General features: G+C 52.4%; 23 protein-coding genes. 11 read left to right on the top strand and 12 right to left on the bottom strand.

The window, feature by feature from the left end:
- Positions 1-221: 221 nt before the first annotated feature.
- Complete coding sequence (gene ydgH / locus HV237_RS12900; protein WP_016156455.1) at positions 222-1,166, bottom strand: DUF1471 family protein YdgH; 945 nt, start codon at positions 1,164-1,166, stop codon at positions 222-224.
- A gap of 525 nt (positions 1,167-1,691) precedes the next feature.
- Here ydgH and pntA point away from each other — a divergent pair.
- From pntA to HV237_RS12885, 3 genes are all read left to right on the top strand, one after another.
- Positions 1,692-3,221 (top strand): Re/Si-specific NAD(P)(+) transhydrogenase subunit alpha, encoded by a 1,530-nt coding sequence (gene pntA, locus HV237_RS12895; RefSeq protein ID WP_029139532.1) that lies wholly within the window; start codon positions 1,692-1,694, stop codon positions 3,219-3,221.
- A gap of 10 nt (positions 3,222-3,231) precedes the next feature.
- Positions 3,232-4,620 carry a Re/Si-specific NAD(P)(+) transhydrogenase subunit beta gene (pntB, locus tag HV237_RS12890; RefSeq protein WP_016153031.1) on the top strand — a complete coding sequence of 463 codons (1,389 nt, stop codon included), beginning with the start codon at positions 3,232-3,234 and terminating at the stop codon, positions 4,618-4,620.
- A gap of 159 nt (positions 4,621-4,779) precedes the next feature.
- On the top strand, positions 4,780-5,976 hold the full coding sequence (locus HV237_RS12885) for a multidrug effflux MFS transporter (RefSeq protein WP_047358418.1): 1,197 nt from the start codon (positions 4,780-4,782) through the stop codon (positions 5,974-5,976).
- Between the two features lie 25 nt (positions 5,977-6,001).
- Here the strand turns inward: HV237_RS12885 and HV237_RS12880 are convergent, their stop codons facing one another.
- Positions 6,002-7,036, bottom strand: coding sequence for an AI-2E family transporter (locus HV237_RS12880; RefSeq protein ID WP_047358417.1), 1,035 nt, complete (start codon positions 7,034-7,036; stop codon positions 6,002-6,004).
- 416 nt (positions 7,037-7,452) lie between these two features.
- Between HV237_RS12880 and mdtJ the strand changes: the two genes are divergently transcribed.
- Positions 7,453-7,818 carry a multidrug/spermidine efflux SMR transporter subunit MdtJ gene (mdtJ, locus tag HV237_RS12875; RefSeq protein WP_161623250.1) on the top strand — a complete coding sequence of 122 codons (366 nt, stop codon included), beginning with the start codon at positions 7,453-7,455 and terminating at the stop codon, positions 7,816-7,818.
- Positions 7,805-8,134 carry a multidrug/spermidine efflux SMR transporter subunit MdtI gene (gene mdtI / locus HV237_RS12870; protein WP_016153035.1) on the top strand — a complete coding sequence of 110 codons (330 nt, stop codon included), beginning with the start codon at positions 7,805-7,807 and terminating at the stop codon, positions 8,132-8,134. The genes mdtJ and mdtI overlap by 14 nt, the downstream gene beginning before the upstream one ends.
- Positions 8,135-8,168: 34 nt before the next feature.
- Here the strand turns inward: mdtI and HV237_RS12865 are convergent, their stop codons facing one another.
- The 5 genes from HV237_RS12865 to msrP form a co-directional block, all read right to left on the bottom strand.
- Entirely contained in the window at positions 8,169-8,990 is an 822-nt protein-coding gene (locus HV237_RS12865) for a serine protease (protein WP_047358416.1), read from the bottom strand.
- Positions 8,991-9,260: 270 nt separating this feature from the next.
- Entirely contained in the window at positions 9,261-9,581 is a 321-nt protein-coding gene (gene asr / locus HV237_RS12860; protein WP_047358415.1) for an acid resistance repetitive basic protein Asr, read from the bottom strand.
- 137 nt (positions 9,582-9,718) lie between these two features.
- Complete coding sequence (locus HV237_RS12855; RefSeq protein ID WP_131379298.1) at positions 9,719-11,206, bottom strand: carboxypeptidase M32; 1,488 nt, start codon at positions 11,204-11,206, stop codon at positions 9,719-9,721.
- 46 nt (positions 11,207-11,252) lie between these two features.
- Entirely contained in the window at positions 11,253-11,879 is a 627-nt protein-coding gene (msrQ, locus tag HV237_RS12850) for a protein-methionine-sulfoxide reductase heme-binding subunit MsrQ (protein ID WP_047358413.1), read from the bottom strand.
- Complete coding sequence (gene msrP, locus HV237_RS12845; RefSeq protein ID WP_019076759.1) at positions 11,880-12,884, bottom strand: protein-methionine-sulfoxide reductase catalytic subunit MsrP; 1,005 nt, start codon at positions 12,882-12,884, stop codon at positions 11,880-11,882.
- Between the two features lie 189 nt (positions 12,885-13,073).
- On the opposite strand from msrP, the gene HV237_RS12840 reads away from it, so the two are divergent.
- The 3 genes from HV237_RS12840 to HV237_RS12830 all read left to right on the top strand — a co-directional run bounded on the left by HV237_RS12840 (position 13,074) and on the right by HV237_RS12830 (position 16,122).
- Entirely contained in the window at positions 13,074-13,796 is a 723-nt protein-coding gene (locus HV237_RS12840) for a response regulator transcription factor (RefSeq protein ID WP_016153040.1), read from the top strand.
- Complete coding sequence (locus HV237_RS12835; RefSeq protein WP_047358412.1) at positions 13,793-15,283, top strand: ATP-binding protein; 1,491 nt, start codon at positions 13,793-13,795, stop codon at positions 15,281-15,283. Before HV237_RS12840 ends, HV237_RS12835 begins: the two co-directional genes overlap by 4 nt.
- Positions 15,284-15,435: 152 nt before the next feature.
- Entirely contained in the window at positions 15,436-16,122 is a 687-nt protein-coding gene (locus HV237_RS12830; protein ID WP_047358411.1) for a CPBP family intramembrane glutamic endopeptidase, read from the top strand.
- Positions 16,123-16,155: 33 nt separating this feature from the next.
- Here HV237_RS12830 and HV237_RS12825 read toward each other — a convergent pair whose 3' ends face one another.
- Positions 16,156-17,409 (bottom strand): MFS transporter, encoded by a 1,254-nt coding sequence (locus tag HV237_RS12825; RefSeq protein ID WP_016153043.1) that lies wholly within the window; start codon positions 17,407-17,409, stop codon positions 16,156-16,158.
- Between the two features lie 107 nt (positions 17,410-17,516).
- Here HV237_RS12825 and HV237_RS12820 point away from each other — a divergent pair, with 107 nt between their 5' ends.
- From HV237_RS12820 to bioD, 3 genes are all read left to right on the top strand, one after another.
- Positions 17,517-18,425 (top strand): LysR family transcriptional regulator, encoded by a 909-nt coding sequence (locus HV237_RS12820; protein ID WP_047358410.1) that lies wholly within the window; start codon positions 17,517-17,519, stop codon positions 18,423-18,425.
- A gap of 118 nt (positions 18,426-18,543) precedes the next feature.
- The gene (mlc, locus tag HV237_RS12815) at positions 18,544-19,764 is read left to right on the top strand and encodes a sugar metabolism global transcriptional regulator Mlc (protein WP_016153045.1); all 1,221 of its coding nucleotides are present in this window, start codon (positions 18,544-18,546) and stop codon (positions 19,762-19,764) included.
- Between the two features lie 125 nt (positions 19,765-19,889).
- Positions 19,890-20,585 carry a dethiobiotin synthase gene (bioD, locus tag HV237_RS12810; RefSeq protein ID WP_016153046.1) on the top strand — a complete coding sequence of 232 codons (696 nt, stop codon included), beginning with the start codon at positions 19,890-19,892 and terminating at the stop codon, positions 20,583-20,585.
- Here bioD and clcB read toward each other — a convergent pair.
- The 4 genes from clcB to HV237_RS12790 all read right to left on the bottom strand — a co-directional run bounded on the left by clcB (position 20,541) and on the right by HV237_RS12790 (position 24,080).
- Positions 20,541-21,830 (bottom strand): voltage-gated ClC-type chloride channel ClcB, encoded by a 1,290-nt coding sequence (gene clcB, locus HV237_RS12805; RefSeq protein ID WP_047358409.1) that lies wholly within the window; start codon positions 21,828-21,830, stop codon positions 20,541-20,543. The two genes, bioD and clcB, sit on opposite strands and share 45 nt — an antisense overlap.
- Before the next feature lie 119 nt (positions 21,831-21,949).
- The gene (gene dmsD / locus HV237_RS12800) at positions 21,950-22,564 is read right to left on the bottom strand and encodes a Tat proofreading chaperone DmsD (RefSeq protein ID WP_047358408.1); all 615 of its coding nucleotides are present in this window, start codon (positions 22,562-22,564) and stop codon (positions 21,950-21,952) included.
- 42 nt (positions 22,565-22,606) lie between these two features.
- Complete coding sequence (locus tag HV237_RS12795; RefSeq protein WP_047358407.1) at positions 22,607-23,461, bottom strand: dimethyl sulfoxide reductase anchor subunit family protein; 855 nt, start codon at positions 23,459-23,461, stop codon at positions 22,607-22,609.
- A 1-nt stretch (position 23,462) separates the two neighbouring features.
- On the bottom strand, positions 23,463-24,080 hold the full coding sequence (locus tag HV237_RS12790; protein ID WP_047358406.1) for a DMSO/selenate family reductase complex B subunit: 618 nt from the start codon (positions 24,078-24,080) through the stop codon (positions 23,463-23,465).
- Positions 24,081-24,087 lie beyond the last annotated feature (7 nt).

Raw genomic sequence — 24,087 nt, 5'->3', positions numbered from 1 at the left:
AGTGAGAGAATAATTATTTTGGCAAACCGCATAAAAATGGTGAAAGCCACTAAGGCGCGGGATTTTACGGAGAGAAGAGAACGCATGCAATGGGGATAGAGAGATTTGTGACTAATAGTGTGAAAAGTAGTCTTAATACTGCTGTTTTTGTTTGGTCAGAGGGGAGGATGGCGGGAAATTATCAGGTCTACAAGGCTGTAGACCTGATAAGGTACTGAGTATTACTTATACAGGTCAGCGCTGATGGTCATGTTATTACCACGTTCAGACCACTGGCGGGTGATGTGATAATACTTAGCGCCTTTCTTCGCTGCGCGTTTGGCAACCTGGTAAGAGATTTCAGTCATGTTGCCATAGTTACCGGTGAACTTGATGCTGTCGAACGGCACCATCATAGCGGCGGTTGCTTTGTTCAGTTCTTCAACTTTGGTTCCATCCGGCAGCGTGACAGTGTAACGCCCACCTTTGGTGGATTGCGTTTCGAAGAAACGACCGACTTCAGCGCTCGGAGACGCGGTAGTCGCAACGCCTGGGATCTCAACTTTCTTCGCGGCTTCGCCACCGGCGGCTAATGCGGCACGTCCGGCATCTGAATCTGCTGGGATCGCATCAGGGCTTTGTACTACGCGTTTTTTCGCATCAGCTTTATAGATGAATGCGGTAATACGCTGGTTGCCGCCCTGGTTGGCATCGACCTGGCGCACGATGTAGAAGGAGTAAGCGCCTTTCTCTTTCGCTGCTTTGGTGATGGCATCGTTCACTTCAGGCTGGCTGCGGTAGAAACCCTGCACCGTAACGGTATCGAATGGTTCTATCAGAACGGCCTGATCTTTCGGTAATTCCATAACGCCGTTAATGACACGGTTTTTGGACGCTTCCGCTTTTTCAGCATCGGCTTTATAGATGTCGGCTACAACGCGCCAGTTACCGCCGCTGCCAAAATCTGAGGTATCAACAACATAAAAGGAGGCTGCACCGTCTTTATCTGCACGGCGTGATACGGCGGTCACCGCGTCACCGATAGCATTAAAACGACCGGTAACCACAATGCGGTCATAGGGTTTCAGGGCAGCCGCTTGCTCCGGCGTCAATTCTGTCGCTGCATTTACAGAAAAAGCAGTCGCAGAAATAAGTGCGGACGCCAGGAGAGTGTTCTTAAGCTTCATAAAAATAATCCTTCGCCTTGCGCAAACCAGGTACTGGTATTGTTATTGACTAGAAACGTCGCTGATTATTGCATTTAAATTGTGTCAGTGTCTGCGTCAATTTTCACTCATCGTGCCACGTGACGTAACAACACAGATAACATTTTGTGATATGTCGAAAATTTCGGCATTTGGCGACCAAAACTGATAAAGCAGTTGAATTTCATAAGTTAATTTAATGTTAATCAATTGTATTTGGCAGGCACGTAATCATGTTTTGCCGCTTCGCTTGAGCGAATTATCGGCCTTTGTGGGCTATTTTTAGGGTATTTTATCTGCCAGCGGTTCGATTCATCTCTATTTCGCGAATTTCATAATAAATACTGTTTTTTGGCGCTAGATCACAGGCGTCATTTTCAGTAGGTTATACAGAGTTTGTTACTGTTTTATTTTATTGGGGTAACACTGACCTCTTTCGAGAGTGCGCGCATGCCTCGTGCGAACATTGATAAACCATCATCACAAATACAGATGGAAGGGAACATTATGCGAATTGGCATACCAAGAGAACGGTTAACCAATGAAACCCGCGTCGCAGCTACGCCGAAGACGGTTGAGCAGCTGCTTAAGTTGGGTTTCAGCGTCGCGGTTGAAAGCGGTGCAGGTCAACTGGCAAGTTTTGACGATAAGGCGTTTGTACAAGCAGGCGCAGAAATTGTTGACGGAAATGCCGTCTGGCAGTCAGAGATCATCCTGAAGGTCAACGCGCCGGAAGAGGCGGAAATCCCGTTGCTCAACCCGGGCACGACGCTGGTGAGTTTTCTTTGGCCCGCGCAAAACCCTGAGCTGTTGCAGAAGCTGGCAGAGCGCAACGTGACGGTTATGGCGATGGACTCCGTGCCGCGTATTTCGCGCGCGCAGTCGCTTGATGCCTTAAGCTCGATGGCGAATATCGCCGGGTATCGTGCCATTGTTGAAGCCGCTCATGAATTTGGCCGCTTCTTCACCGGCCAGATCACCGCCGCGGGCAAGGTTCCACCTGCCAAGGTCATGGTGATTGGTGCGGGTGTGGCTGGTCTGGCAGCTATCGGTGCGGCAAACAGCCTGGGCGCTATCGTTCGTGCTTTTGACACTCGTCCGGAAGTGAAAGAACAAGTTCAGAGTATGGGCGCTGAGTTCCTCGAACTGGACTTTAAAGAAGAGGCCGGCAGCGGCGACGGTTACGCCAAGGTGATGTCCGAAGCGTTCATCAAAGCTGAAATGGCGCTCTTCGCCGCACAGGCGAAAGACGTTGATATTATCGTTACCACCGCGTTGATTCCGGGCAAACCGGCACCGAAACTGATCACCCGTGAAATGGTCGATTCGATGAAGGCGGGCAGCGTGATTGTCGATCTCGCCGCGCAAAACGGCGGTAACTGCGAATATACCGTGCCCAACCAGGTGACCACCACCGAGAACGGGGTGAAGGTTATCGGTTATACCGATCTGCCAGGCCGACTGCCGACGCAGTCTTCCCAGCTTTATGGCACGAACCTCGTTAACCTGCTCAAGCTGTTGTGCAAAGAGAAAGACGGCAATATCACCGTCGATTTTGACGACGTGGTCGTACGTGGCGTTACGGTGGTTCGCGAGGGTGAAATCACCTGGCCTGCGCCGCCGATCCAGGTTTCTGCTCAGCCGCAGGCTGCGCCAAAAGCCGCGCCCGCGCCGAAAGAAGAGAAAAAACCGGCCTCACCGTGGCGCAAATATGCGTTGATGGCGCTGGTCGTCATACTGTTTGGCTGGCTCGCTGATGTCGCGCCGAAAGAGTTCCTGGGTCACTTTACGGTGTTTGCGCTTTCCTGTGTAGTGGGTTACTACGTGGTCTGGAATGTGTCGCACGCACTACACACTCCGCTGATGTCTGTGACAAACGCTATCTCCGGGATCATCGTTGTCGGGGCGTTATTGCAAATTGGCCAGGGTGGCTGGGTGAGTTTCCTGAGCTTTATCGCGGTGCTTATTGCCAGCATTAATATTTTCGGTGGCTTCACCGTGACTCAGCGCATGCTGAAAATGTTCCGGAAAAACTAAGGGGTAACATATGTCTGGAGGATTAGTTACAGCTGCATACATTGTTGCCGCGATCCTGTTTATTTTCAGCCTGGCGGGGCTTTCGAAACACGAAACCTCTCAACAGGGTAACAACTACGGTATCGCCGGGATGGCGATTGCGCTGATTGCCACGATTTTTGGCCCGGAGACCGGCAACGTTGCGTGGATCCTGGTGGCGATGATCATCGGCGGCGCGATTGGTATTCGTCTGGCGAAGAAAGTCGAGATGACCGAGATGCCGGAGCTGGTGGCGATTCTGCACAGCTTCGTCGGTCTGGCGGCGGTACTGGTGGGTTTCAACAGCTACCTGTATCACGACACGGGCCTGGAACCGATTCTGGTGAACATTCACCTGACGGAAGTGTTCCTTGGTATCTTCATCGGTGCGGTGACCTTTACCGGTTCCGTGGTGGCGTTTGGCAAACTGCGCGGTAAGATCTCCTCTAAACCGCTGATGCTGCCGAATCGTCACAAAATGAACCTGGCGGCGCTGGTTGTTTCTTTCCTGCTGCTGGTGGTGTTTGTTCGTACCGAAAGCGTGGGTCTGCAGGTTCTGGCGCTGCTGGTGATGACCATTATTGCGTTAGCTTTTGGCTGGCATCTGGTGGCGTCCATCGGCGGTGCGGATATGCCGGTCGTCGTTTCAATGCTTAACTCCTATTCAGGATGGGCGGCGGCGGCGGCGGGCTTTATGCTCAGCAACGATCTGCTGATCGTCACCGGTGCGCTGGTCGGTTCTTCCGGTGCGATCCTGTCTTACATCATGTGTAAGGCGATGAACCGTTCGTTTATCAGCGTGATTGCCGGTGGCTTTGGTTCTGACGGTTCTTCTACGGGGTCTGATGAAGAAGTCGGTGAGCATCGTGAGATTAATGCGGAAGACACGGCAGAAATGCTGAAGAACTCGCACTCCGTGATAATCACCCCGGGCTATGGCATGGCCGTGGCACAGGCGCAATATCCGGTTGCTGAAATCACCGAGAAACTGCGCGCCCGCGGCATCAAGGTACGCTTTGGTATTCACCCGGTAGCAGGGCGCTTGCCAGGTCATATGAACGTACTGCTGGCGGAAGCCAAAGTACCCTATGACATCGTGCTGGAAATGGATGAAATCAATGATGATTTCGCCGATACCGATACCGTGCTGGTGATTGGCGCCAACGATACGGTAAACCCGGCGGCGCAGGACGATCCGCGTAGCCCAATCGCCGGTATGCCGGTGCTGGAAGTATGGAAAGCGCAGAACGTTATCGTGTTCAAACGTTCTATGAACACCGGCTATGCTGGCGTGCAGAACCCGCTGTTCTTTAAAGAAAACACCCATATGCTGTTTGGCGATGCCAAAGCCAGCGTGGATGCGATCCTGAAAGCGCTGTAATCGTCAGCGCAAACCAAGACGGCCTCTGCGGAGGCCGTCTTTTTAATACTCCGCTATTCATGATTACCGCTCATAAACCCATACGGTTTTAACCGTCTAATCACCGTAAAACGCCGTGTATATACTGCTTCCTGACTTTTTAGAACATAACAGGGCGCTATGAGTACACGTAAACATGCCTCGTCGGCGGCTATAGCAAGCCAGACTGGTCTTACTTTTATTCTGATCCTCAGTGGCCTGATGGCCTTTGCCTCGCTTTCCACCGACATTTATCTTCCGGCAATGCCGACAATGGCAGAGGATTTACATGGCAATGTAGAACTGACGATCACCGGTTTTTTGGTAGGTTTCGCCATTGCGCAATTGATTTGGGGGCCGATAAGCGATCATCTGGGACGGCGTAAACCGCTGTTAATTGGCATGGTGCTTTTTATCATCGGCTCCGCAGGATGTGCGATGTCCACGAGTATTACGCAAATTGTTTTCTGGCGAGTTTTTCAGGCGCTTGGAGCCTGTACCGGACCTATGCTGGCGCGGGCGATGATCCGCGATCTCTTTGCACGTACTCGCGCGGCGCAAATGCTTTCAACTCTGGTGCTGGTCATGGCGATTGCGCCAATAGCAGGACCGTTGATTGGCGGACAAATTATTCGCCTGAGCACCTGGCACTCTGTTTTTTGGCTGCTGGCGGTGATAGGGGCGCTGATGTTTATCTCCTTAAACTGGCTGCCGGAAACATTGCCGGAAGAGAAACGGGTGAAAGCTTCTTTAGCTGGCGCATTTCGTAATTATCGTTCGTTATTCGCCAATGGACGTTTTATGCGCTACACCCTGAGCCTGACGTGTTATTACGTTGCCGCGTATGCGTTTATTACCGGTTCGCCGTTTGTTTATATTAGCTATTACCATGTTGAACCACAGCAATACGGCTGGCTGTTTGCGCTCAATATTGTCGGAGTCATGGTCATGAGCGTAGTAAACCGTCGTCTGGTGCAACGGCATTCTCTGGAGCAACTGCTAAAGTATGCGACGATGCTGGCGGCGCTGGCTGCAGTGGCGCTTGCGGTGCTGGTTAAGCTGGAGTCAGGTGGCGTTGAAGCCATTATCATCACCGTTTTTCTGTTTTTCTCAATGAATGGCATTATCGCTGCTACTTCAACCGCTGCTGCGCTGGACGCAGTACCGAGCATCGCCGGTTCAGCCTCCGCGCTGATTGGCGCGTTACAATACGGTAGCGGCATTATCTCGTCATTGCTGCTGGCCGCCTTCAGCGACGGAACGCCATGGACTATGGCCTGGATAATTGCGTTATTTACGTTGTGTAGCGCCGTTCTGGCGCTACGGGCTAAACGATAAAAATGCCCGCAATGGCGGGGCGAATTCACTCTTTATTGAGATCGCTCAGCAACACGGCAATGCTTTGACCGCCGTTGGTTTGCTCAAGCGCGATTTTCACGATGATGGTCAGCGGTACAGAAAGCAGCATCCCGACAGGCCCCAGTAACCAGCCCCAGAAGATTAACGACAGAAACACCACCAGCGTAGACAACCCAAGTCCACGTCCCATAATCCGCGGTTCGAGGATATTCCCGAACACCAGGTTAATGACCAGATAACCTGCGAAAACCACCAGGGCGTCATAAAGGCCGCTAAATACCAGCACCTGAGCAATAGGGGGAATGGCGGCCAGCACCGAACCGATATTAGGAATATAGTTGAGCGCAAAGGCCAGCAGTCCCCAGACAAAAGCGAAACGCACGTCGAGTGCGGCGAGCATGCCCCAGGCCACCAACCCGGTCACAATGCTGATCGCCGTTTTGAGCACCAGATAGTGGGAAACGCTGTCTATGGCGCGTTGAATCGCCGCCATTCCCTCAATGGGACGACTCATCATTTGTTTGAGTTTGTTGGGTAACTGCGGTACTTCCAGCAGCATAAAAACCACCGTCAACAGCAGTAAAAATATCGATGACATGGCATTAGACAACTGCGCCAGTAAATTGGTCACCAGCGTCATTGCTGCATTCGGGTCGATATATTTGACGAGTTCATCTACGGAAACGCCGATCCCTGCGCGCTGTAACCACGGCTCAAGGTTTTTGAGTGGGATAACCAGTGAAGAGCGATACTGCGGCAGCGTTCGCGCAAGCTCATTTAAGGATGTACCTAAATACGCTAATAGCAACACCATTAGCATCACAATAATAATAATGAGCAATGATACCGCTATTACGCGCGGTATGCGAAGTTTGACCATCCGCTGCACCACGGGGTTAAGCACGACGGCAATAAATAACGCCAGAATAAATGGGACGATGATATCTGCGGCAACGCGGATGCCGCTCAGAATGATAACCAGCATGCCCAGCATAATGACTATTTTTAGGCCGTTAAGCGTGATGATCGGTTTCGCCATGTGTATTCCTGCATTTTTCATTTTTGAATCTGAATAATAATGTGATTTGCGTCGAGCCGTTATAACAAAAATCAAATGGGGCAGGTAAAGAAGTGAAAAGACTTTGAGTTCGCATTGAAGCTATGGTACAAATCATCTGTGTTTAACTACCGAGGACAATTATCATCCGCGATGATGAGAAGCAACACTGCGGATAATTGTAATATTATGGACAATATGTTCAGGATGTTTTTGCGTTTACCTTCACTTCTTCGTACCTCCTCCACTTTCTTGCTTGCGGGTGAGCAACACTGGCGCAACGCGCTTTAGTCCCTTCTTCTGCCTGAGCTGGCGCTGTGCGCTGAGCTAACTAATTTTATTTTTTGGTTTACTGCATGCAGTAGGCCCAAAGGACTATATTCTCAAGCAGGAGAAGCATTATGTTTTACTGGATATTATTAGGTCTGGCCATCGCGGCTGAAATTACTGGTACGCTGTCAATGAAATGGGCAAGTGTCGGCCATGGTAATTCGGGCTTTATTTTAATGCTGGTAATGATTGCCTTATCGTATATTTTTCTCAGTTTTGCCGTTAAAAAAATTGCCCTTGGTGTGGCCTATGCCTTATGGGAAGGTATCGGTATTTTATTTATTACGCTGTTCAGCGTGCTGTTATTTGACGAAACCTTGTCCACGATGAAGGTGGCTGGACTGGTCTCGCTGGTGTTAGGTATTGTGCTGATTAAATCCGGTACACGAAAACCGACAAAGGCGGGCAGAGAGGTGAGCCATGCAGCAGTTTGAGTGGGTTCACGGCGCATGGCTTGGCATAGCCATTGTGCTCGAAATCGTCGCTAACGTCTTTTTGAAATTTTCTGATGGGTTTCGCCGCAAGACTTATGGCGTGCTGTCGCTGGCAGCCGTGTTAGCGGCCTTTAGCGCGCTGTCCCAGGCGGTAAAAGGTATCGACCTTTCTGTTGCCTACGCCTTGTGGGGCGGCTTTGGGATTGCTGCGACGTTAGCGGCAGGTTGGGTATTGTTTGGTCAGCGCCTGAATCATAAAGGCTGGATCGGTTTGGCGCTGCTGCTTGCCGGAATGGTGATGATTAAACTTGCCTGATCTCAGTGCTGCCCGTTACTACGGGCAGCATAGGTTATTCGTTCGCCAACTCATCCAGCTTATCGCGAAAACCGGTCACGGATATGGCGCGATTATCGGCCCGCCAGCGATCTTTCGCCGCCGGAGCGGAGCTTTGTACGCCAATCAACTGCCAGCCAGTATCTGTCTTCAACATCAATGGTGAACCGCTGTCGCCCGGGAGTGTGTCGCACTGGTGCGACAAAACGGTATTCTGCGCCCAACCGGTCACCACGCAATCCTGATGCGTGTACAAGTCATCGAGATGATCTTCCGGGTAACCCGACTGCGTAACTTTACGATCTGCGGTTTTCAGCGCCGCGGTTAATGCCGCTTTATCACCTTCAAATAATGGCAGCGGTGTGATGCCAGAAGGTGGGTAACGCAGCACCACCAGACCAAAATCCCACGGGGCCGCGGAAGGCGGCACAATCCAGCCATCGCCATCGGCTTTTAAACGTTTTCCGAGCGAGGGATCTACCCGTTCTTCAATGCCGTGGATCTCGTAGCGCCAGACACCCTTTTTCGACACGAAGCGTAATGCCACGGCTTTATCCGGCTTGCCTTTCGGGGGGGCGAGTAAGCAGTGTCCGGCAGTCAGTGCCAGTCGTGGTGAAATGAGCGTGGCAGTACACAGGTTACCGCTGGCGGTTTCCAGTTGCCCGATAGCGTCCCATGGAGATTGCGTTGGGTCAGTCACTTTTATGCGATCGTCATGACCAAAAAACAGCGTTTTTACGTTTTCTGCTTCAGCGCTGGCCGTTGCAGGCTGGTCCGCATGCGCAACGACAGGAAGTAAACAAATTGAACCCAGTAACACAGCAATGGTTTTATGCATATCACACTCTGGTGGGGAATTATGATTTTTAACAGCAAACCCTCAGTTAATACTATAGACGGGACGGCGGGAAAGTGGGAGTAAAATCAGATAACTACACTCAGGATAGATAAAAATGCATGGCAATGAGGGCGCAAATTATCAGGGTAATAAGAATGAACTCAAAGCGGTAATGTGACACCATTTTACCCTCCAAAAGGCGGCGCTAAATCAGGTCGATTTAGCGCCGTATGCTATGGCGTGGGGGACGCCATAGTAACTACAAATGTGTTATGCAGCTGGTTGAGCAGCGGGTTTAGCGGTGTCGTGTTTTACGGCTTTTTTGGTGTGTTTTTTTGCTGCCTGAGCTTTCTGCTCTGGTGCTTTTTGTTCTGCAGCGGGTTTGGTCGCTGCTTTTTTGGTGTGTTTCTTAGCTGCCTGTGCTTTCTGCGGCGCTGCTTTGTGCTGTTTTTTATGATGAGTGGTTTTTGCCGGAGCTGCTTTGGTGGTTGCAGCAGCAGCCGGAGCGGTGGTAGCAGTTGTTTCAGCAGCAAATGCAGCAGAAGACAGACCCATAGCAGCGGCAACAACCAGAGCTAATACTTTTTTCATTCTCATACCCTCGATTTGGTTTTTCATTCAACCCCACTGCGGGGCCGTTGAAATAACTATATCGCTGTAATCACAGGGCTTCCGTGAGTCATTGGTTTCGGCTTGTAACGATATGTACAATGACTCACGGTATGAGATTACAAATAGCGGGCTTCCAGATGAGCGCGGAAATAACGGCTGCTGAGCGGCTCTCCGGTGGCCTGGGTAACAAGTTGTTCAGTGGTGAAACGGCTGCCATGCTGCCAGATATTCTGACGTAACCAGTCAAACAGGGCACCAAACTCACCTTGCGCAATAGACTGCTCTAAATCAGGCAATGCGCGCTTAGCGGCACTGAATAACTGCGCCGCATACATGGCGCCTAAAGTATAAGAAGGGAAGTAGCCAAAGCCGCCATCGGTCCAGTGAATATCCTGCATACAACCGTTACGATAGTTGCCGATGGTTGACAGCCCCAGCCAGGACTGCATTTTCTCATTCCACAATGCCGGGATATCATCCACTTCAATATCGCCATTAATGAGCGCGCGTTCGATTTCATAACGCAGGATAACGTGAGCAGGATAGCTCACCTCGTCGGCATCAACACGGATAAAACCGGGTTTAACCTGCTGGTTCCAGGCGATGAAATTGCTTTCTTCAAACGCAGCCTGATCGCCAAAGTGGCGCGTCACAGCAGGAATTAACCGCGTCAGAAATGCTTTACTGCGCCCCAGTTGCATCTCAAAGAACAGACTCTGGGACTCATGAATGGCGGTTGAGCGTGCCAGGGCGATAGGTTGTCCTGACCAACTGTGCGGCAGATTTTGCTCATAGCGGGCGTGACCGGTTTCATGGATCACGCCAAACAGCGCGCTAAGTAATTCGTTTTCATCATAGCGGGTGGTGATACGCACATCTTCAGGTACGCCACCACAGAAGGGGTGCGCACTGATATCCAGTCGACCAGCCGTAAAATCGAATCCCAACTGCGCCATCGTTTCAAGGCCCAACTCTCGCTGGATTGCGGTTGGGAAAGGACCAACCGGGGCGATGAGCGACTGCTGAGACTGCTTTGCCACCACTTTGTTGAGCAGATCCGGTAGCCAGCTTTTAACGTCTGCAAACAGGACATCCAATTGGGCACTGGTCATCCCTGGTTCGAATATGTCCAGTAGCGCGTCATAAGGCGAACAGCCTGTGGCTTCGGCACGCAGCCGGGCTTCTTCACGACTGTGCTTCACGACCTCTTTCAGGTTTTCGGAAAATCCCTCCCAGTCATTCGCTGGTCGCTGGCTGCGCCAGGCATGCTCGCAGCGGCTACCCGCGAGTGATTTCGCTTCTACCAACGATTCAGGTAGTAAGGATGCCTGATGATGCAGTCGCGACATTTCGCGCAGGTTGGCTTGCTCAACATCGTTAAGGTCTTCCTGTTGGGCTGCGGCGATCCACGTTGCCACCTTCGGGTCGGTTAACAACTGGTGCTCAAGCACGCTCAGCTCGGCCAGTGCTTCGCCGCGAGCTTTGCTGCCGCCAGATGGCATCATGGTAAACATGTCCCAACTGGCGATTGCCGAGAGGTGGGAGAAGCGAGAGAGCCGCTGGAACGTGCGGGTGAGCTGATGGTAATTATCATTGTTACTCATTTTTTGTTCTCGTTCTGTTTAGGTGTGATGAGAAGTTTACCGTGATTCATTCACTTTTCATAAACACACCTTTGTACGCGACTTTGCGTAACAGCTTTTTATAGCGAAAAGCCAGTAGCACGAGAAAATAGAGGGCATAAATAATGGGGAGCGGTGATAACACTTTTACCGACCACAGATAATGCAGCGGAAGCAAAACGGCCGCCAGGTATACGTAGTTGTGCAATGTTTGCCAGCGTTTGCCCATTTTACGTTGCGCGGCTTGCGTGGAGGTCAGCGTCAGCAGAAATAAGATTATCCAACCAGTCATGCCCAACGTTAGCCATGGGCGTGAAACCAGTTCACGTCCCAATAATCCCAGATTTTGTATACCCAACTCCAGCAGCGCATAGCTGGTCATATGCAGCGTGGCCCATGCAAAACACCATAACCCTAATAATCGACGGGTGCGATACAACAACGGCTGCTTTGCGTAGCGGGCAAGCGGTGACACCAGCAGGGTAGCAAGCAGAAACTTCAGCGCGGTGATGCCCGTAAAGTGTTGGATATCTTTACCCGGGTCGGCCCCCAACTCACCACGCTGTGCGGCCCAGAAGAGCCATAGCAGGGGTAAAAAACCGGCGAAATGCAGCAGTACTTTCAGGCCGGTTATCTGTTTTGCGGTTAACCTCACTTAAAAATACTCCCGTAGATCCATGCCCTGATATAAAGAAGCCACCTCATCGGCATAACCATTAAAAGGCAACGTGGGCTGTCGCTGAACATCGAGAATGCCACCCGAACCGATAAAACGCTCTGTGGCCTGAGACCAGCGGGGGTGATCGACTTGCGGATTTACGTTGGCGTAAAAACCGTATTCGTTAGGTGCCGACATATTCCAGGTCGTCGGCGGCTGTTCACGCGTCAGCTTAATACTGACTATCGATTTAATGCCCTTGAAGCCGTACTTCCAGGGTACGGTCAGGCGTATTGGCGCTCCGTTTTGCGGCGGCAACGCTTTGCCATACACGCCCACGGTCAGAAGGGTAAGCGGGTGCATGGCCTCGTCCAGACGTAAACCTTCAACATAGGGATACTTTAACCCGCCACCAATGAAGCGATCTTTCTGGCCGGGCATTTCATCAGGCGCGTAGCGTGTTTCAAAGGCGACGTATTTGGCGTGGCTGGTGGGCTCAACCAGCGCCAATAATTTATGCAAAGGAAAGCCGACCCACGGTACAACCATCGACCACGCCTCAACGCAGCGCATCCGGTAAATACGCTCTTCTAATGGAAAACGAGTCGTCAGCGCATCATGATCCAACGTTAAAGGTTTGTTCACTTCACCGCTGATGGTTAACGTCCAGGGATCGGTTTTCAGGCTACCGGCATTCGCGGCAGGATCGGCTTTATCCAGACCAAATTCGTAGAAATTGTTGTAGCCCGTTACCTTGTCTTCCGGCGTCAAGGGCAGATTGTTTTGCCAGATCTCTGGTTTTGTGAACTCGAGCGGTTTGCCCGCTGGTGCAGACGGGCGATCGTTGCCTTTAAACCAATTCAGCAGACCGGCCTGTGTCGGGGAAGAGAACGAAGCCGCCGCCGCACCTATCCCAAGAGCTTTGAGGATCTGTCGTCGTTGCATAAAAAAAACGGACTCGGCGGTAACATCAGCTTCCCGAAGTGGATGTTTTTTCTGCATAACTTTTCCTTTTTATTTTCATGTTAAGGAAAACAAATCGACGTTTCCCTGTTGATGCCTGACCTATCTATAACGACATACTGGACGCATGCGTATCCCTGGATCCTCACGAAAAGTTAAAAATTTTGTGATAACTTCCGCCCCTTGCCTGAGGTAAGCTTTCAGCATGACGAGAGGGGGATGACACTGATGGCAGGCGCAAAAAAGATATTTTTGGTGGAAGATGACAGCGATATTGCCTCACTTTTGCAACTTAGCCTGAAGGATGAGGGGTACGAAATTATTCATGAGGCTGATGGGGCACGTGCGGTCGAGCTACTGGAGAAGCACGTCTGGGATGCCGTTATCCTCGATTTAATGCTGCCGGGCGTGGACGGTCTGGAGATATGTCGTCGCATTCGGCAAATGAGCTTCTATCTACCTGTCATTATTATCAGCGCTCGCACCAGTGAAACTCACCGTGTACTGGGGCTGGAAATGGGCGCCGATGATTATTTAGCCAAACCTTTCTCGGTGCTGGAATTGATGGCCCGGGTGAAGGCGTTGTTTCGCCGTCAGGAGGCGATGAGTCAGAACCTGCGTATGGAGGCGGGGATTATCACCGTCCATGGTGTGGAGATTGATCCATTAGCCCGGGAAGTCCGCCTGCAGGGTAAATCCCTCGATTTAACGCCGCGTGAATTCGATCTGCTCTATTTTTTCGCCCGCCATCCCGGGGAGGTCTTCTCGCGTCAGGCGTTGTTAGACCAGGTGTGGGGCTACCAGCACGAAGGATATGAGCATACGGTGAACAGTCATATTAATCGCCTGCGCACCAAAATTGAAAAAGATGCTGCGGAGCCGGAAATTATTCTTACCGTGTGGGGACGGGGCTATAAGCTTGCTGCGGTTAACGCGGAGCATCAACCATGATTTATCGATTGTCGCTGAGCCAGCGTCTGACCCTGGTCTTTACCGCTATTATGTTGATTTGTGCGGTTGCGGTCAGCGTTGTCCAGATCCGCAGCAGTAAACAGTATGGCGACGCCATGGTGCAAAGGCTCTCGCTGGAATTGGCGAGCAAGATTGTCAAAAGTGAGTCGCTTATTGATGCCAGCGGGCAGGTTAATCGGCAGACCTTAAAAGGACTGTTTAATCACCTGATGACGCTCAACCCTAGCGTAGAGCTGTATCTGGTTTCACCGTCAGGTGAAATCCTCGCCGATGCTGCTCCGCCTGGGCATATTCAGCGCCACATAATTAGCGTACAGCCGATTCAGGTTTTCCTTAATTCGGACGAGCTGCCCGTTTATGGCAATGATCCGCGCAGCAGCCAGCAAAAGGTATTCAGCGCTGCGCCAGTTTTATTTAACGGCAAGCTGCATGGCTATTTATACATTATTCTCCAGGGCGAAGATCTCAATATATTGGCGAACGCCGCCTGGCAAAAAACGCTTTGGAACACCGTGACCGGGACGTTAATACTGGTTTTATTAGCCGGTGCAATCGCGGGGTACCTGGTGTGGAGATGGGTGACGAATCCGGTGAAAAGGCTGACCGGACAGGTGGTTAATCTGGAGCAGGACAGCATTAGCGTCATCAAACAGCTGGCGCAGAAAAAGCCCGATTTAGCTCCGGCGAATGAAATTGCGTTGCTGAACAATGCATTTATTGAGTTAGCACAGAAAATTGCCCACCAATGGGATTTATTAGCTGACAGCGATCGTCAGCGCAGAGAGTTTATCGCCAATATTTCGCACGATTTACGTACGCCGCTCACTTCACTGCTGGGGTATCTGGAAATGCTGTCGCTGAAAGCCGATACGATGACGCCGGAGGAAAACCGGCATTATCTAAGCATTGCACTGCGCCAGGGGCATAAGGTTCGCCATCTGTCACAACAGCTTTTTGAGCTGGCGAGACTTGAGCATGGCGGCATAAAACCACAGCGTGAACGTTTTGCTATTGGCGAGCTGATCCAGGATGTGGCACAGAAATTTGATCTACCCGTTGCCACGCGTCATTTGCAGTTGCACCTTGACGTAATTGGTCCGTTACCGCTGGTGAATGCCGATTTATCGATGATGGAAAGAATCGTCACTAATTTGCTGGATAACGCTATCCGTCATACGCCTGACGGGGGCGAAGTGTGGCTAAAAGTCTGGCGTGATGAAGACCGCTTGTTAGCAGAAGTGCAGGACAGCGGGCCTGGCGTCGAAGAGGCTGTTCGCGAAGTATTATTTCAGCGCCCGACGGCGTTACTACCCCGTGAGCAGCGGGCTGAGCGTGGTGGTCTGGGCTTACTGATCGTGCGCAGAATGCTCGAACTGCATGGGGGAGATATCCGCCTGATTAATTCAACGGCAGGGGCCTGTTTCCGTTTTTCGTTGCCGCTGGCGGATTCCCCACTGAGTAGCTGATGAGAATGTTCCGCTGAAAAGAGTCTGTAACGCTCTACGCGTTGTAAACCGTGGGCATTGCGTAAAAGTTGGTAGGTTGCCAGTGATAATGAGAATTTTTATCATATATTGATAATTCATCAAGTTATCTTTGATAAGCGCAAGGAGATCGTATGTCACAGGATGCCGACAACCTGTATATCGTCAGGACCAAAGCGGTTGCTGGCTGTTTTACCATGTTTTTGCTGATGTTTGGCCTCACGTTTCTTCCGTTGTTTTTCCCCGCCAGCCAGGTTCTGCTTGCCAAAGGGCTACTTTTTCCGCTGCTGTTTGCGCTGGAATTTGTTGTGCTGGTCCCGCTGTATTACTTCTTCTTTAGAAAAAGAGAGGGGCTGGGAAAGGGAATTTTCAACGCCAGATGGTTTGTCATTTTGTTCGTGGCGCTGCTGTTTATTCAGCTTATCCTGCCATGGTTTCTGGGCCTCAGACAAACCGAAGCGTGGGTAACCAGCCAGATATCCCTAAACAGCTACGCGCTGTGGTTATCCACTCTGACCCTGATATTTATTGCGCCAGTATATGAAGAGATTGTTTTCAGGGGCTGTTTATTCAACGCATTCCAGTATTGGTTCAATAATAAAACCTGGCTGTCGTCGGTGGTGGTATCGGTCATTTTTGCCATCATGCATACCCAGTATGTGGATCTGCGCACGTTGCTGATGCTGTTTCTTGTGTCGCAGGTTTTGATCATCGCCAGACTGAAAAGCAATGGCCTGCTGATGCCGGTTATGCTGCATATAGCGATGAACGGGACGGTTATTGCCCTGCAAATGGGTGCTCAGACGTTACAGCCTGGTTGATGAAGGCGATGCCCGGAACCCGGGCATCGTGGATTATACGTGCAGACGATGGTGCAGACGTGCACCGACCAGCAACGCCAGCACCAGCATCAGGGCGATAAATCCGCCCACGCCGTTCCAGCCGTAGCTGTGCCAGAATACGCCACCCAGCGTACCGGCAATACTGGAACCCAGATAATAGCTGAACAGATACAGGGAAGATGCCTGGCCTTTAGCGCGTTTTGCCCGTGGTCCAATCCAACTGCTTGCCACAGAGTGCGCGGCAAAGAACCCGGCTGAAAAGAGCAGCATCCCGGCGAAGATCAGCCACAGCGACGTGAACAGGGTCATCAACAGTCCAACTAGCATCACGCCGGTTGAAAAGAGCATTACCGGACCACGTCCATAGCGGGTGGTCATCGACCCCGCTTTCGGTGAGCTCCAGGTCCCGGTCAGATAGGCCACGGACAACAGACCGACAACCGCCTGGCTGAGTTCCCACGGCGAGAGCATCAGACGGTAGCCGATGTAATTAAACAGCGTGACAAACGACCCCATCAGTAAAAAACCTTCCGCAAACAGCAGCGGCAACCCTCTGTCGCGCCAGTGCAAACGAAAGTTGATAAACAGCGTTTTCGGTCGCAGCGACGTTGGTCTGAAATGACGAGATTCCGGCAAGATTTTCCAGAACATCAGCGCGGAGGCGAGGGCAAAACAACCGATCGCCGCCAGCGCGATACGCCAGTTAAAAAAGTCGGTAAACACGCCGCTTATTAAACGGCCACTCATACCACCAATCGAGTTACCGCTGATATATAAGCCCATTGAGAAGGCGACGAAGCTGGGATGTATTTCCTCGCTCAGATAGGTCATTCCCACTGCCGCCACGCCGCTGAGCGAAAGACCTATCAGCGCACGCATGATTAAAATACCGTGCCAGCTGGTCATCATCGTCGAAAGCAACGTACAACAGGACGCGAGCAGCAGGGCGGTAACCATCACCGGCTTGCGGCCTATCGCATCGGAAAGTGGACCGGTAAACAGTAAACCGATCGCGAGCATCGCCGTTGAGATGGAAAGCGAAATACTGCTGCTGGCGGGAGAGACCCCAAACTCGTGCGAGAGCACTGGCAGTATGGGTTGCACGCAATAGAGGAGAGCAAATGTCGCCAGCCCGGCCGAAAACAGCGCCAGCGTGACGCGCATAAATGGGGATGTTCCGCGTTTGATAAAACTATCCGGCGGGGTAACTCTCTGTTCATCAACATCGCTTGTCGGCGCGGTATCGACAGTGGTTGTACGGCTCACTTGAAATCCTTGCTCAATCAATTACCTCTACATGACTAGCTTTAAGAGTATGAAAATCGCATTATTCTGTCTAATATATTAATAATCTCAAATGATATCTTAAAAATATGAATATCGAGCTGCGTCATTTACGTTACTTTGTAGCGGTTGCCGAAGAATTGCATTTTGGCCGGGCGGCGGCACGGCTGAATATTTCGCAACCGCCGCTGAGCCAGCAAATCCAGATCCTCGAGCAGCAGGTCGGCGCCCGACTTTTGGCGCGCACTAACCGCAGCGTGGCGCTGACCTCAGCCGGAAAGCAGTTTCTGGCAGACAGTCGGCAGATCCTGGGGCTGGTTAATGAGGCCGCTGCCAGGGCTGAGCGTCTGCATCTGGGTGAAGCGGGGGAATTGCGTATCGGCTTTACGTCATCGGCACCGTTTATCAAAGCGGTTTCAGATACGTTATCCCTCTTTCGCCAGAGCTACCCCGCTGTACATATGCAAACCCGTGAAATGAACACGCGCGAGCAAATTGCCCCGCTCAATGAAGGAACGCTGGATTTGGGACTTCTGCGCAACACGCAGCTTCCGGAAACGCTGGAGCGTGAAATCATTCTGCATGAGCCGCTGATGGCGATGATCCCGCGCGCGCATCCTCTGGCGCAAAAGCCGGTGGTCACATTGGCGGAGTTGGCCAATGAGCCATTTGTCTTTTTTGATCCGCATGTGGGGACGGGGTTGTATGACGATATTCTTGGCCTCATGCGTCGCTATGGACTGAAGCCGACTATCACTCAGGAGGTTGGCGAGGCGATGACTATCATCGGGCTGGTGGCCGCAGGATTAGGCGTTTCCATTCTTCCCGCTTCCTTTAAACGGGTGCAATTGTATGAAATGTGTTGGATCCCGATAGCGGAAGACGATGCCGTTTCGGAAATGTGGCTAGTGTGGCCAAAACATCATGAGCAAAGTCACGCCGCGCAACGCTTTCGCGAGCAACTGCTGGCGGCCGTTCAGGCGATTAATTTAGTTTAAAAATGGGCGAAAATGTGCAGTAAATCACAAGGCTAAGTAAAAAGTTGACGGAAGCCATTGAAGTGCTTCACCATAGCCCGCAGATTATTTCGGAGCGCGAAAATAAAGGGAGTAAGTGGTGGTTGCTGATAGTCAGCCTGGGCATATCGATCAAATTAAGCAGACCAATGCGGGCGCGGTTTATCGCCTGATTGATCAGCTGGGTCCGGTATCGCGTATTGATCTCTCTCGCCTGGCACAATTGGCGCCTGCCAGTATTACTAAAATTGTCCGCGAAATGCTCGAAGCGCACCTGGTGCAAGAGTTGGAAATCAAGGAAGCGGGCAGCCGAGGACGTCCGGCCGTTGGGCTGGTTGTGGAAACGGAAGCCTGGCACTATTTATCCATTCGTATCAGTCGCGGCGAGATCTTTCTGGCGCTGCGCGATCTGAGCAGCAAACTGGTGGTTGAAGATTGTCTTGAAATGGCGCTGGTCAGTGAAACACCATTGCTGGAACGCGTTATTACCCAGGTCGATCAGTTTTTCATCCGCCACCAGCAAAAGCTGGAGCGCTTAACCTCCATCGCCATTACCTTACCCGGCATTATTGATACTGAAAACGGTATCGTTCATCGCATGCCATTCTACGACGATGTCAAAGAGATGCCGCTGGGTGAAGCGCTTGAAAATCATACCGGCGTGCCGGTCTATATTCAGCATGATATCAGCGCCTGGACTATGGCCGAGGCGCTTTTTGGCGCATCGCGCGGCGCACGCGACGTCATTCAGGTGGTTATCGATCATAACGTGGGGGCCGGAGTAATCACCGACGGTCATCTACTGCATGCCGGCAGCAGTAGCCTGGTGGAAATTGGTCATACCCAGGTGGACCCCTACGGCAAACGCTGTTATTGCGGCAACCATGGTTGCCTGGAAACGATCGCCAGCGTCGACAGCGTGCTCGAACTGGCACAGGTACGCTTGAAGCAGTCAATGAGTTCTTCTCTACACGGGCAACCGTTAACGGTAGACGCGCTGTGTCTGGCGGCGATGCAGGGGGATTTATTGGCGAAAGATATCATTAGCGGCGTCGGGACCCATGTCGGACGCATTCTGGCCATCATGGTGAATTTGTTCAACCCGCAAAAGATATTGATTGGTTCTCCGCTCAGTAAAGCGGCGGATATTTTGTTTCCCACTATTGCTGACAGCATTCGTCAGCAAGCGCTCCCGGCCTACAGTCAGCATATTGTCGTCGAAAGTACGCAGTTCACCAATCAAGGGACGATGGCAGGGGCGGCGCTCGTGAAGGACGCGATGTATAACGGTTCTTTGTTGATTCGTCTATTACAGGGTTAACATTTTTTAACTGTTGTACGAAAAATTGCGCTATCTCAAGCCGATTCTCGTCGTCATACCTTAGACTTTCTCCACTGTATTATTTTCCTGACTTATATTTTCAAAGCATAACGGTGGAGTTAGTGATGCTGAAGCGTTTCTTTATTACAGGTACAGACACTTCTGTTGGGAAGACCGTGGTTTCCCGCGCATTACTACAAGCGTTAGCGTCAGGGGGTAAAAGCGTTGCGGGCTACAAACCCGTGGCCAAAGGAAGCAAAGAGACACCTGAAGGTCTGCGCAACAAAGATGCGCTGGTGCTGCAAAGCGTGTCCACTATCGAACTGCCCTACGAGGCGGTCAACCCGATTGCGTTGAGTGAGGATGAAAGCAGCGTAGCGCATAGTGGTCCGGTCAATTACACCCTGTTATCCAACGGCCTCGCAAGCCTCAGCGAAAAAGTGGATCACGTTGTCGTGGAAGGTACCGGAGGCTGGCGGAGCCTGATGAACGATCTGCGTCCGTTATCTGAATGGGTGGTGCAGGAACAACTGCCGGTGCTGATGGTGGTGGGTATCCAGGAAGGTTGTATTAATCATGCCATCCTCACCGCACAGGCGATTGCCAGCGACGGACTGCCTTTGATTGGCTGGGTCGCGAACCGAATCAACCCGGGGCTGGCGCATTATGCGGAAATCATTGATGTGCTGGGCAAAAAATTACCCGCACCGCTGATCGGTGAACTGCCTTATCTGCCTCGTGCAGAGCAGCGCGAGCTGTCTCAGTACATCCGTCTGTCAATGCTCGGCAGCGTGTTGTCGGTAGATAGAGTCCTGGCGTAACGTTCGCGACAGCACAGACGCCACCACACAGGCAATCAGCAATCCGGGGAGCAGACGATACTCCCCGGTCATTTCACAAACCATCAGTGTCGACATTATTGGCGCATGCGTGGTCGCTGCCAGCAGCGTGGCCATCCCCGTTAATCCCAGCAGAATGGCAATCTCATCCGGACCCGGAAGCCATAATCCCCACACTCGTCCCAGCAGCATACCCACCGAAAGACCGACAAACAGCGTTGGCGTAAACACACCGCCAGGCGCACCGGAACCACTGCTGGCAAGCACCGCCAGTAATTTGCAGATGAAGATCCCGCTCACCACGGCCAGCAGCGGTGGGGAGAGTAAATATGACTGCACCACGCTGTAGCCGTTACCCCAGACCGCAGGCGTGAGCAATGACAGCAGGCCAACGATCAGCCCGCCGAGCGCCAGTTGCCACGGGGGCGAGAGTTTTAAGCGCAAAAAACCATTATGGCTGGCGGTCATCAACCACATGAATAGCGGTCCGCAAACGCCGGCAGCCAGACCGGTACTGATGATCATGACGTATTCCAGCGCATGCAGTTCCCGTGTGAAGTGCACGGCATACAGCAGCGCATTGCTGGCGCTCAGCATATTGGTGGTGAGCAAGGCGACGACGGCGGATACCACCACCGGTCCCAGTGACGCGAGGATCAACGTGCCAAACAACACTTCAGCAATAAATAGACTGCCCGCCAGTGGGGCATGATACGCTCCGGCCATACCCGCAGCGGCTCCGCAGGCAATCCATAACTTCCATTCCGTGCGCGGGGTGAAGCGTTGAGCAAAGCAGGAGGCCGCCAGCGCTGCCAGTAAAATCATGGCACCTTCGCGCCCGATGGCACTCCCGCTGGAGACGACCAGTAACGAGGCCAGCGATTTCACCAGGCTTGCACTGACGTCAAATTGTCCGTTAGTTTGCAAGGCTTCCATGTAATCAGTGGGAGCCTGCGGGCGTAACCGGTTGAACGTTTGCCATCCCCAAAGCAGCAAACCCGCCGCCAGCCCTCCTAACGCAGGTGTCAGCATGCGTCTTACAGGGGAAAGGTTTGTTGCCGCGTTGACCAGACTCCCTGTGTCATTGCTCAGGAACAACCATTCAAGAAGGAGCATGGCGTGGCGAAATCCTGCGACAGCCAACGCAGCAAGGATACCAATCAGCGCAGCAATCAGCAGGCGGCGGAACATGGCGCGCAGGTCAGGATAAGCATGTAAATGATGCATGAGTGGCCAGACAGGAAATTTCAGACGCTTTATTTTGCGGCTATTTGGCAACAGAAGCAAAAGCTCAGCGTGCGCAACGGAATGCTACACAGGCAGGACACATCCTGCCTGTGGTGAAACTAACGAAAAAGTGGCTTATCGGCTATCGGGATCAGTAACTGCGACTGCCATTGCGCCAGCGTCATACGGGCCAGCTCCCCCAGCGCCTGGTAAAACGGATGATCAGCTTTTTCGATAAACACATCAAGGAAGCGGGATGACCACGGGAACAGATGCCAGGCCAGCAGTTGTTCGCACTCGGCGTGGCGTTCATTTTCAGCAAGCCAGGCCGTCAGCAACAGCAGTGAACCAAAGTGATCTTCTGGCTCATTTTGCTGCATGGCAAACTGGATGCCGTTGTCCCGCATCCACTGACGAAGTGCCAGCGTAGAGTCGCCAAACAACACGTTTTCGCGATCCAGCCAGACAGATCCCCAGGGCGGAGAGGGTAGCGCATATGGACCGACAAACAGGCGTTGCCAGGCCTGCGGGAGAGGCTCATCGACCTCGGCTTGTAGCCGTGCAGCCAGCGGGAAAAGCATTGCCTGATCGAGCGGCCACTGCGCCTGCCAGCCATCGGCTCTTAACGCACTGACTAATGCAGAGGCTTCCGCGCTATCTGGCGCATAGTAAAACAGTGCGCCGAGTACACGCGCCGCGGTAGAAAAGTTGTCACCTTGCGAAAAATGGGTCATGCAAACAATCCTGAACAGTGCGGGTTGCCCCGCACCCGAAAGTTAACCTGCAACAGCCATTCCGACTGTCATATGTAAACCGTAAAACAATCCGCGGCCAATGATTTCACCGGCGAGGACTAACACTAAGCCCAGCGCCAGGCCGCCGACGGATGGTGCTTTACGACGGATCAGCGGGCATATCCAGCAGCCCAGACCGGCGGCCAGCAGAATGATGCGCCAGACCTGCAAGCTTCCGTAGTCGGGAACCAGCGCGCTGGCGGATTGTACCGAACTGTGGATCCCGCCGAGAGACAGCCCCTGCAGAACAATAACCGCCACGATCACCAGTAGGGCCAAAACGCTCACGTAGGCGAATCTGGCGGTGCCAGAGGAAACACCCGCAGCACGCAGCAGCAGGGCGGCAAACAGCGGTCCGCTCAGCAACATCGTCATAAAAAATGCCACCGTAGTGTAGCCGTTATACCAGGTCGGGACAGTGTCTATCTGGTAGACGCTGGTCATCGCCAGCACAAATACCAGACCCAGCAGCATGCCCACCAGCAGCCAGATTTTACCTAACGCTGCGGGCATTTTACCGAGAAACGCCACCAGCCACCACAGGCCACCGACGGCGAAAAACAGTGAACCACTGGCGATTTCGTTACTCAGCGCAGATGCGCCAACTCTGTTCAGCGAGTTAAAGGCGCGCAGTGGCGAACCCAGGTGCATTACCGAGGCGAGAAAGGCGATGCCCATTACCAGCCACAGAAAAAACATGCTGCGCACGATACGTTGTTTTGCCACCTCTTCTTTAGCGGTCAGCCAGCCATAACCACTCACTATCAGCGCCCCGGCCACGCACTGGCCCAGCACCGTAAACAGGACCAGCGGCCATTCATGCCATCCATTGCCCATGTTACACCTCCTGCGGATTCGCCAGATAACCCGTGGTATCCCCGGTCGGGCGGCTATTGGCGTTGGGTTTGATCACAATACTCGGTTTGGTGAAGTGCGCACCTGGCAGCGGAGCGACCGCCGCCAGTTCACCGTGCTTTTTGCGCAGCTCATCAATTGGACCAAAGTCCAGCGCGCGCAGCGGACAGGATTCGACGCAGATGGGCTTTTTGCCGTCGGCTACGCGGTCATGACAGCCATCGCACTTGGTCATATGACCTTTGGCGGCATTGTACTGTGGTGCGCCGTACGGGCAGGCCATGTGGCAGTAGCGACAGCCTATGCATACGTCTTCATCCACCACCACAAAACCATCTTCACGCTTATGCATAGCGCCGCTGGGGCAAACCTTGGTGCAGGCCGGATCTTCGCAGTGGTTACAGGCAATGGAGAGGTAATAGGCGAAGACATTCTGTTGCCAGACGCCGTTATCTTCCAGCCAGTCGCCTCCAGCGTATTCGTAAATACGCCGGAAACTGACGTCGGGAGTGAGATCCTTGTAATCTTTGCAGGCCAGCTCGCAGGTTTTACACCCCGTGCAACGGCTGGAATCAATAAAAAATCCATACTGAGTTGTCATGGGTTAG

The sequence above is a fragment of the Citrobacter sp. RHBSTW-00570 genome (assembly GCF_013739755.1).
GTDB lineage: Bacteria > Pseudomonadota > Gammaproteobacteria > Enterobacterales > Enterobacteriaceae > Citrobacter > Citrobacter braakii.
This window is presented reverse-complemented; position numbering and strand designations above follow the sequence as displayed.

Coding starts and splice junctions, on each gene's coding strand:
- ydgH (WP_016156455.1), bottom strand. CDS start 1,166: ATGAAGCTTAAGAACACTCTCCTGGCGTCCGCACTTATTTCTGCGACT.
- pntA (WP_029139532.1), top strand. CDS start 1,692: ATGCGAATTGGCATACCAAGAGAACGGTTAACCAATGAAACCCGCGTC.
- pntB (WP_016153031.1), top strand. CDS start 3,232: ATGTCTGGAGGATTAGTTACAGCTGCATACATTGTTGCCGCGATCCTG.
- HV237_RS12885 (WP_047358418.1), top strand. CDS start 4,780: ATGAGTACACGTAAACATGCCTCGTCGGCGGCTATAGCAAGCCAGACT.
- HV237_RS12880 (WP_047358417.1), bottom strand. CDS start 7,036: ATGGCGAAACCGATCATCACGCTTAACGGCCTAAAAATAGTCATTATG.
- mdtI (WP_016153035.1), top strand. CDS start 7,805: ATGCAGCAGTTTGAGTGGGTTCACGGCGCATGGCTTGGCATAGCCATT.
- HV237_RS12865 (WP_047358416.1), bottom strand. CDS start 8,990: ATGCATAAAACCATTGCTGTGTTACTGGGTTCAATTTGTTTACTTCCT.
- asr (WP_047358415.1), bottom strand. CDS start 9,581: ATGAAAAAAGTATTAGCTCTGGTTGTTGCCGCTGCTATGGGTCTGTCT.
- HV237_RS12855 (WP_131379298.1), bottom strand. CDS start 11,206: ATGAGTAACAATGATAATTACCATCAGCTCACCCGCACGTTCCAGCGG.
- msrP (WP_019076759.1), bottom strand. CDS start 12,884: ATGCAGAAAAAACATCCACTTCGGGAAGCTGATGTTACCGCCGAGTCC.
- HV237_RS12840 (WP_016153040.1), top strand. CDS start 13,074: ATGGCAGGCGCAAAAAAGATATTTTTGGTGGAAGATGACAGCGATATT.
- HV237_RS12835 (WP_047358412.1), top strand. CDS start 13,793: ATGATTTATCGATTGTCGCTGAGCCAGCGTCTGACCCTGGTCTTTACC.
- HV237_RS12830 (WP_047358411.1), top strand. CDS start 15,436: ATGTCACAGGATGCCGACAACCTGTATATCGTCAGGACCAAAGCGGTT.
- HV237_RS12820 (WP_047358410.1), top strand. CDS start 17,517: ATGAATATCGAGCTGCGTCATTTACGTTACTTTGTAGCGGTTGCCGAA.
- bioD (WP_016153046.1), top strand. CDS start 19,890: ATGCTGAAGCGTTTCTTTATTACAGGTACAGACACTTCTGTTGGGAAG.
- clcB (WP_047358409.1), bottom strand. CDS start 21,830: ATGCATCATTTACATGCTTATCCTGACCTGCGCGCCATGTTCCGCCGC.
- dmsD (WP_047358408.1), bottom strand. CDS start 22,564: ATGACCCATTTTTCGCAAGGTGACAACTTTTCTACCGCGGCGCGTGTA.
- HV237_RS12795 (WP_047358407.1), bottom strand. CDS start 23,461: ATGGGCAATGGATGGCATGAATGGCCGCTGGTCCTGTTTACGGTGCTG.
- HV237_RS12790 (WP_047358406.1), bottom strand. CDS start 24,080: ATGACAACTCAGTATGGATTTTTTATTGATTCCAGCCGTTGCACGGGG.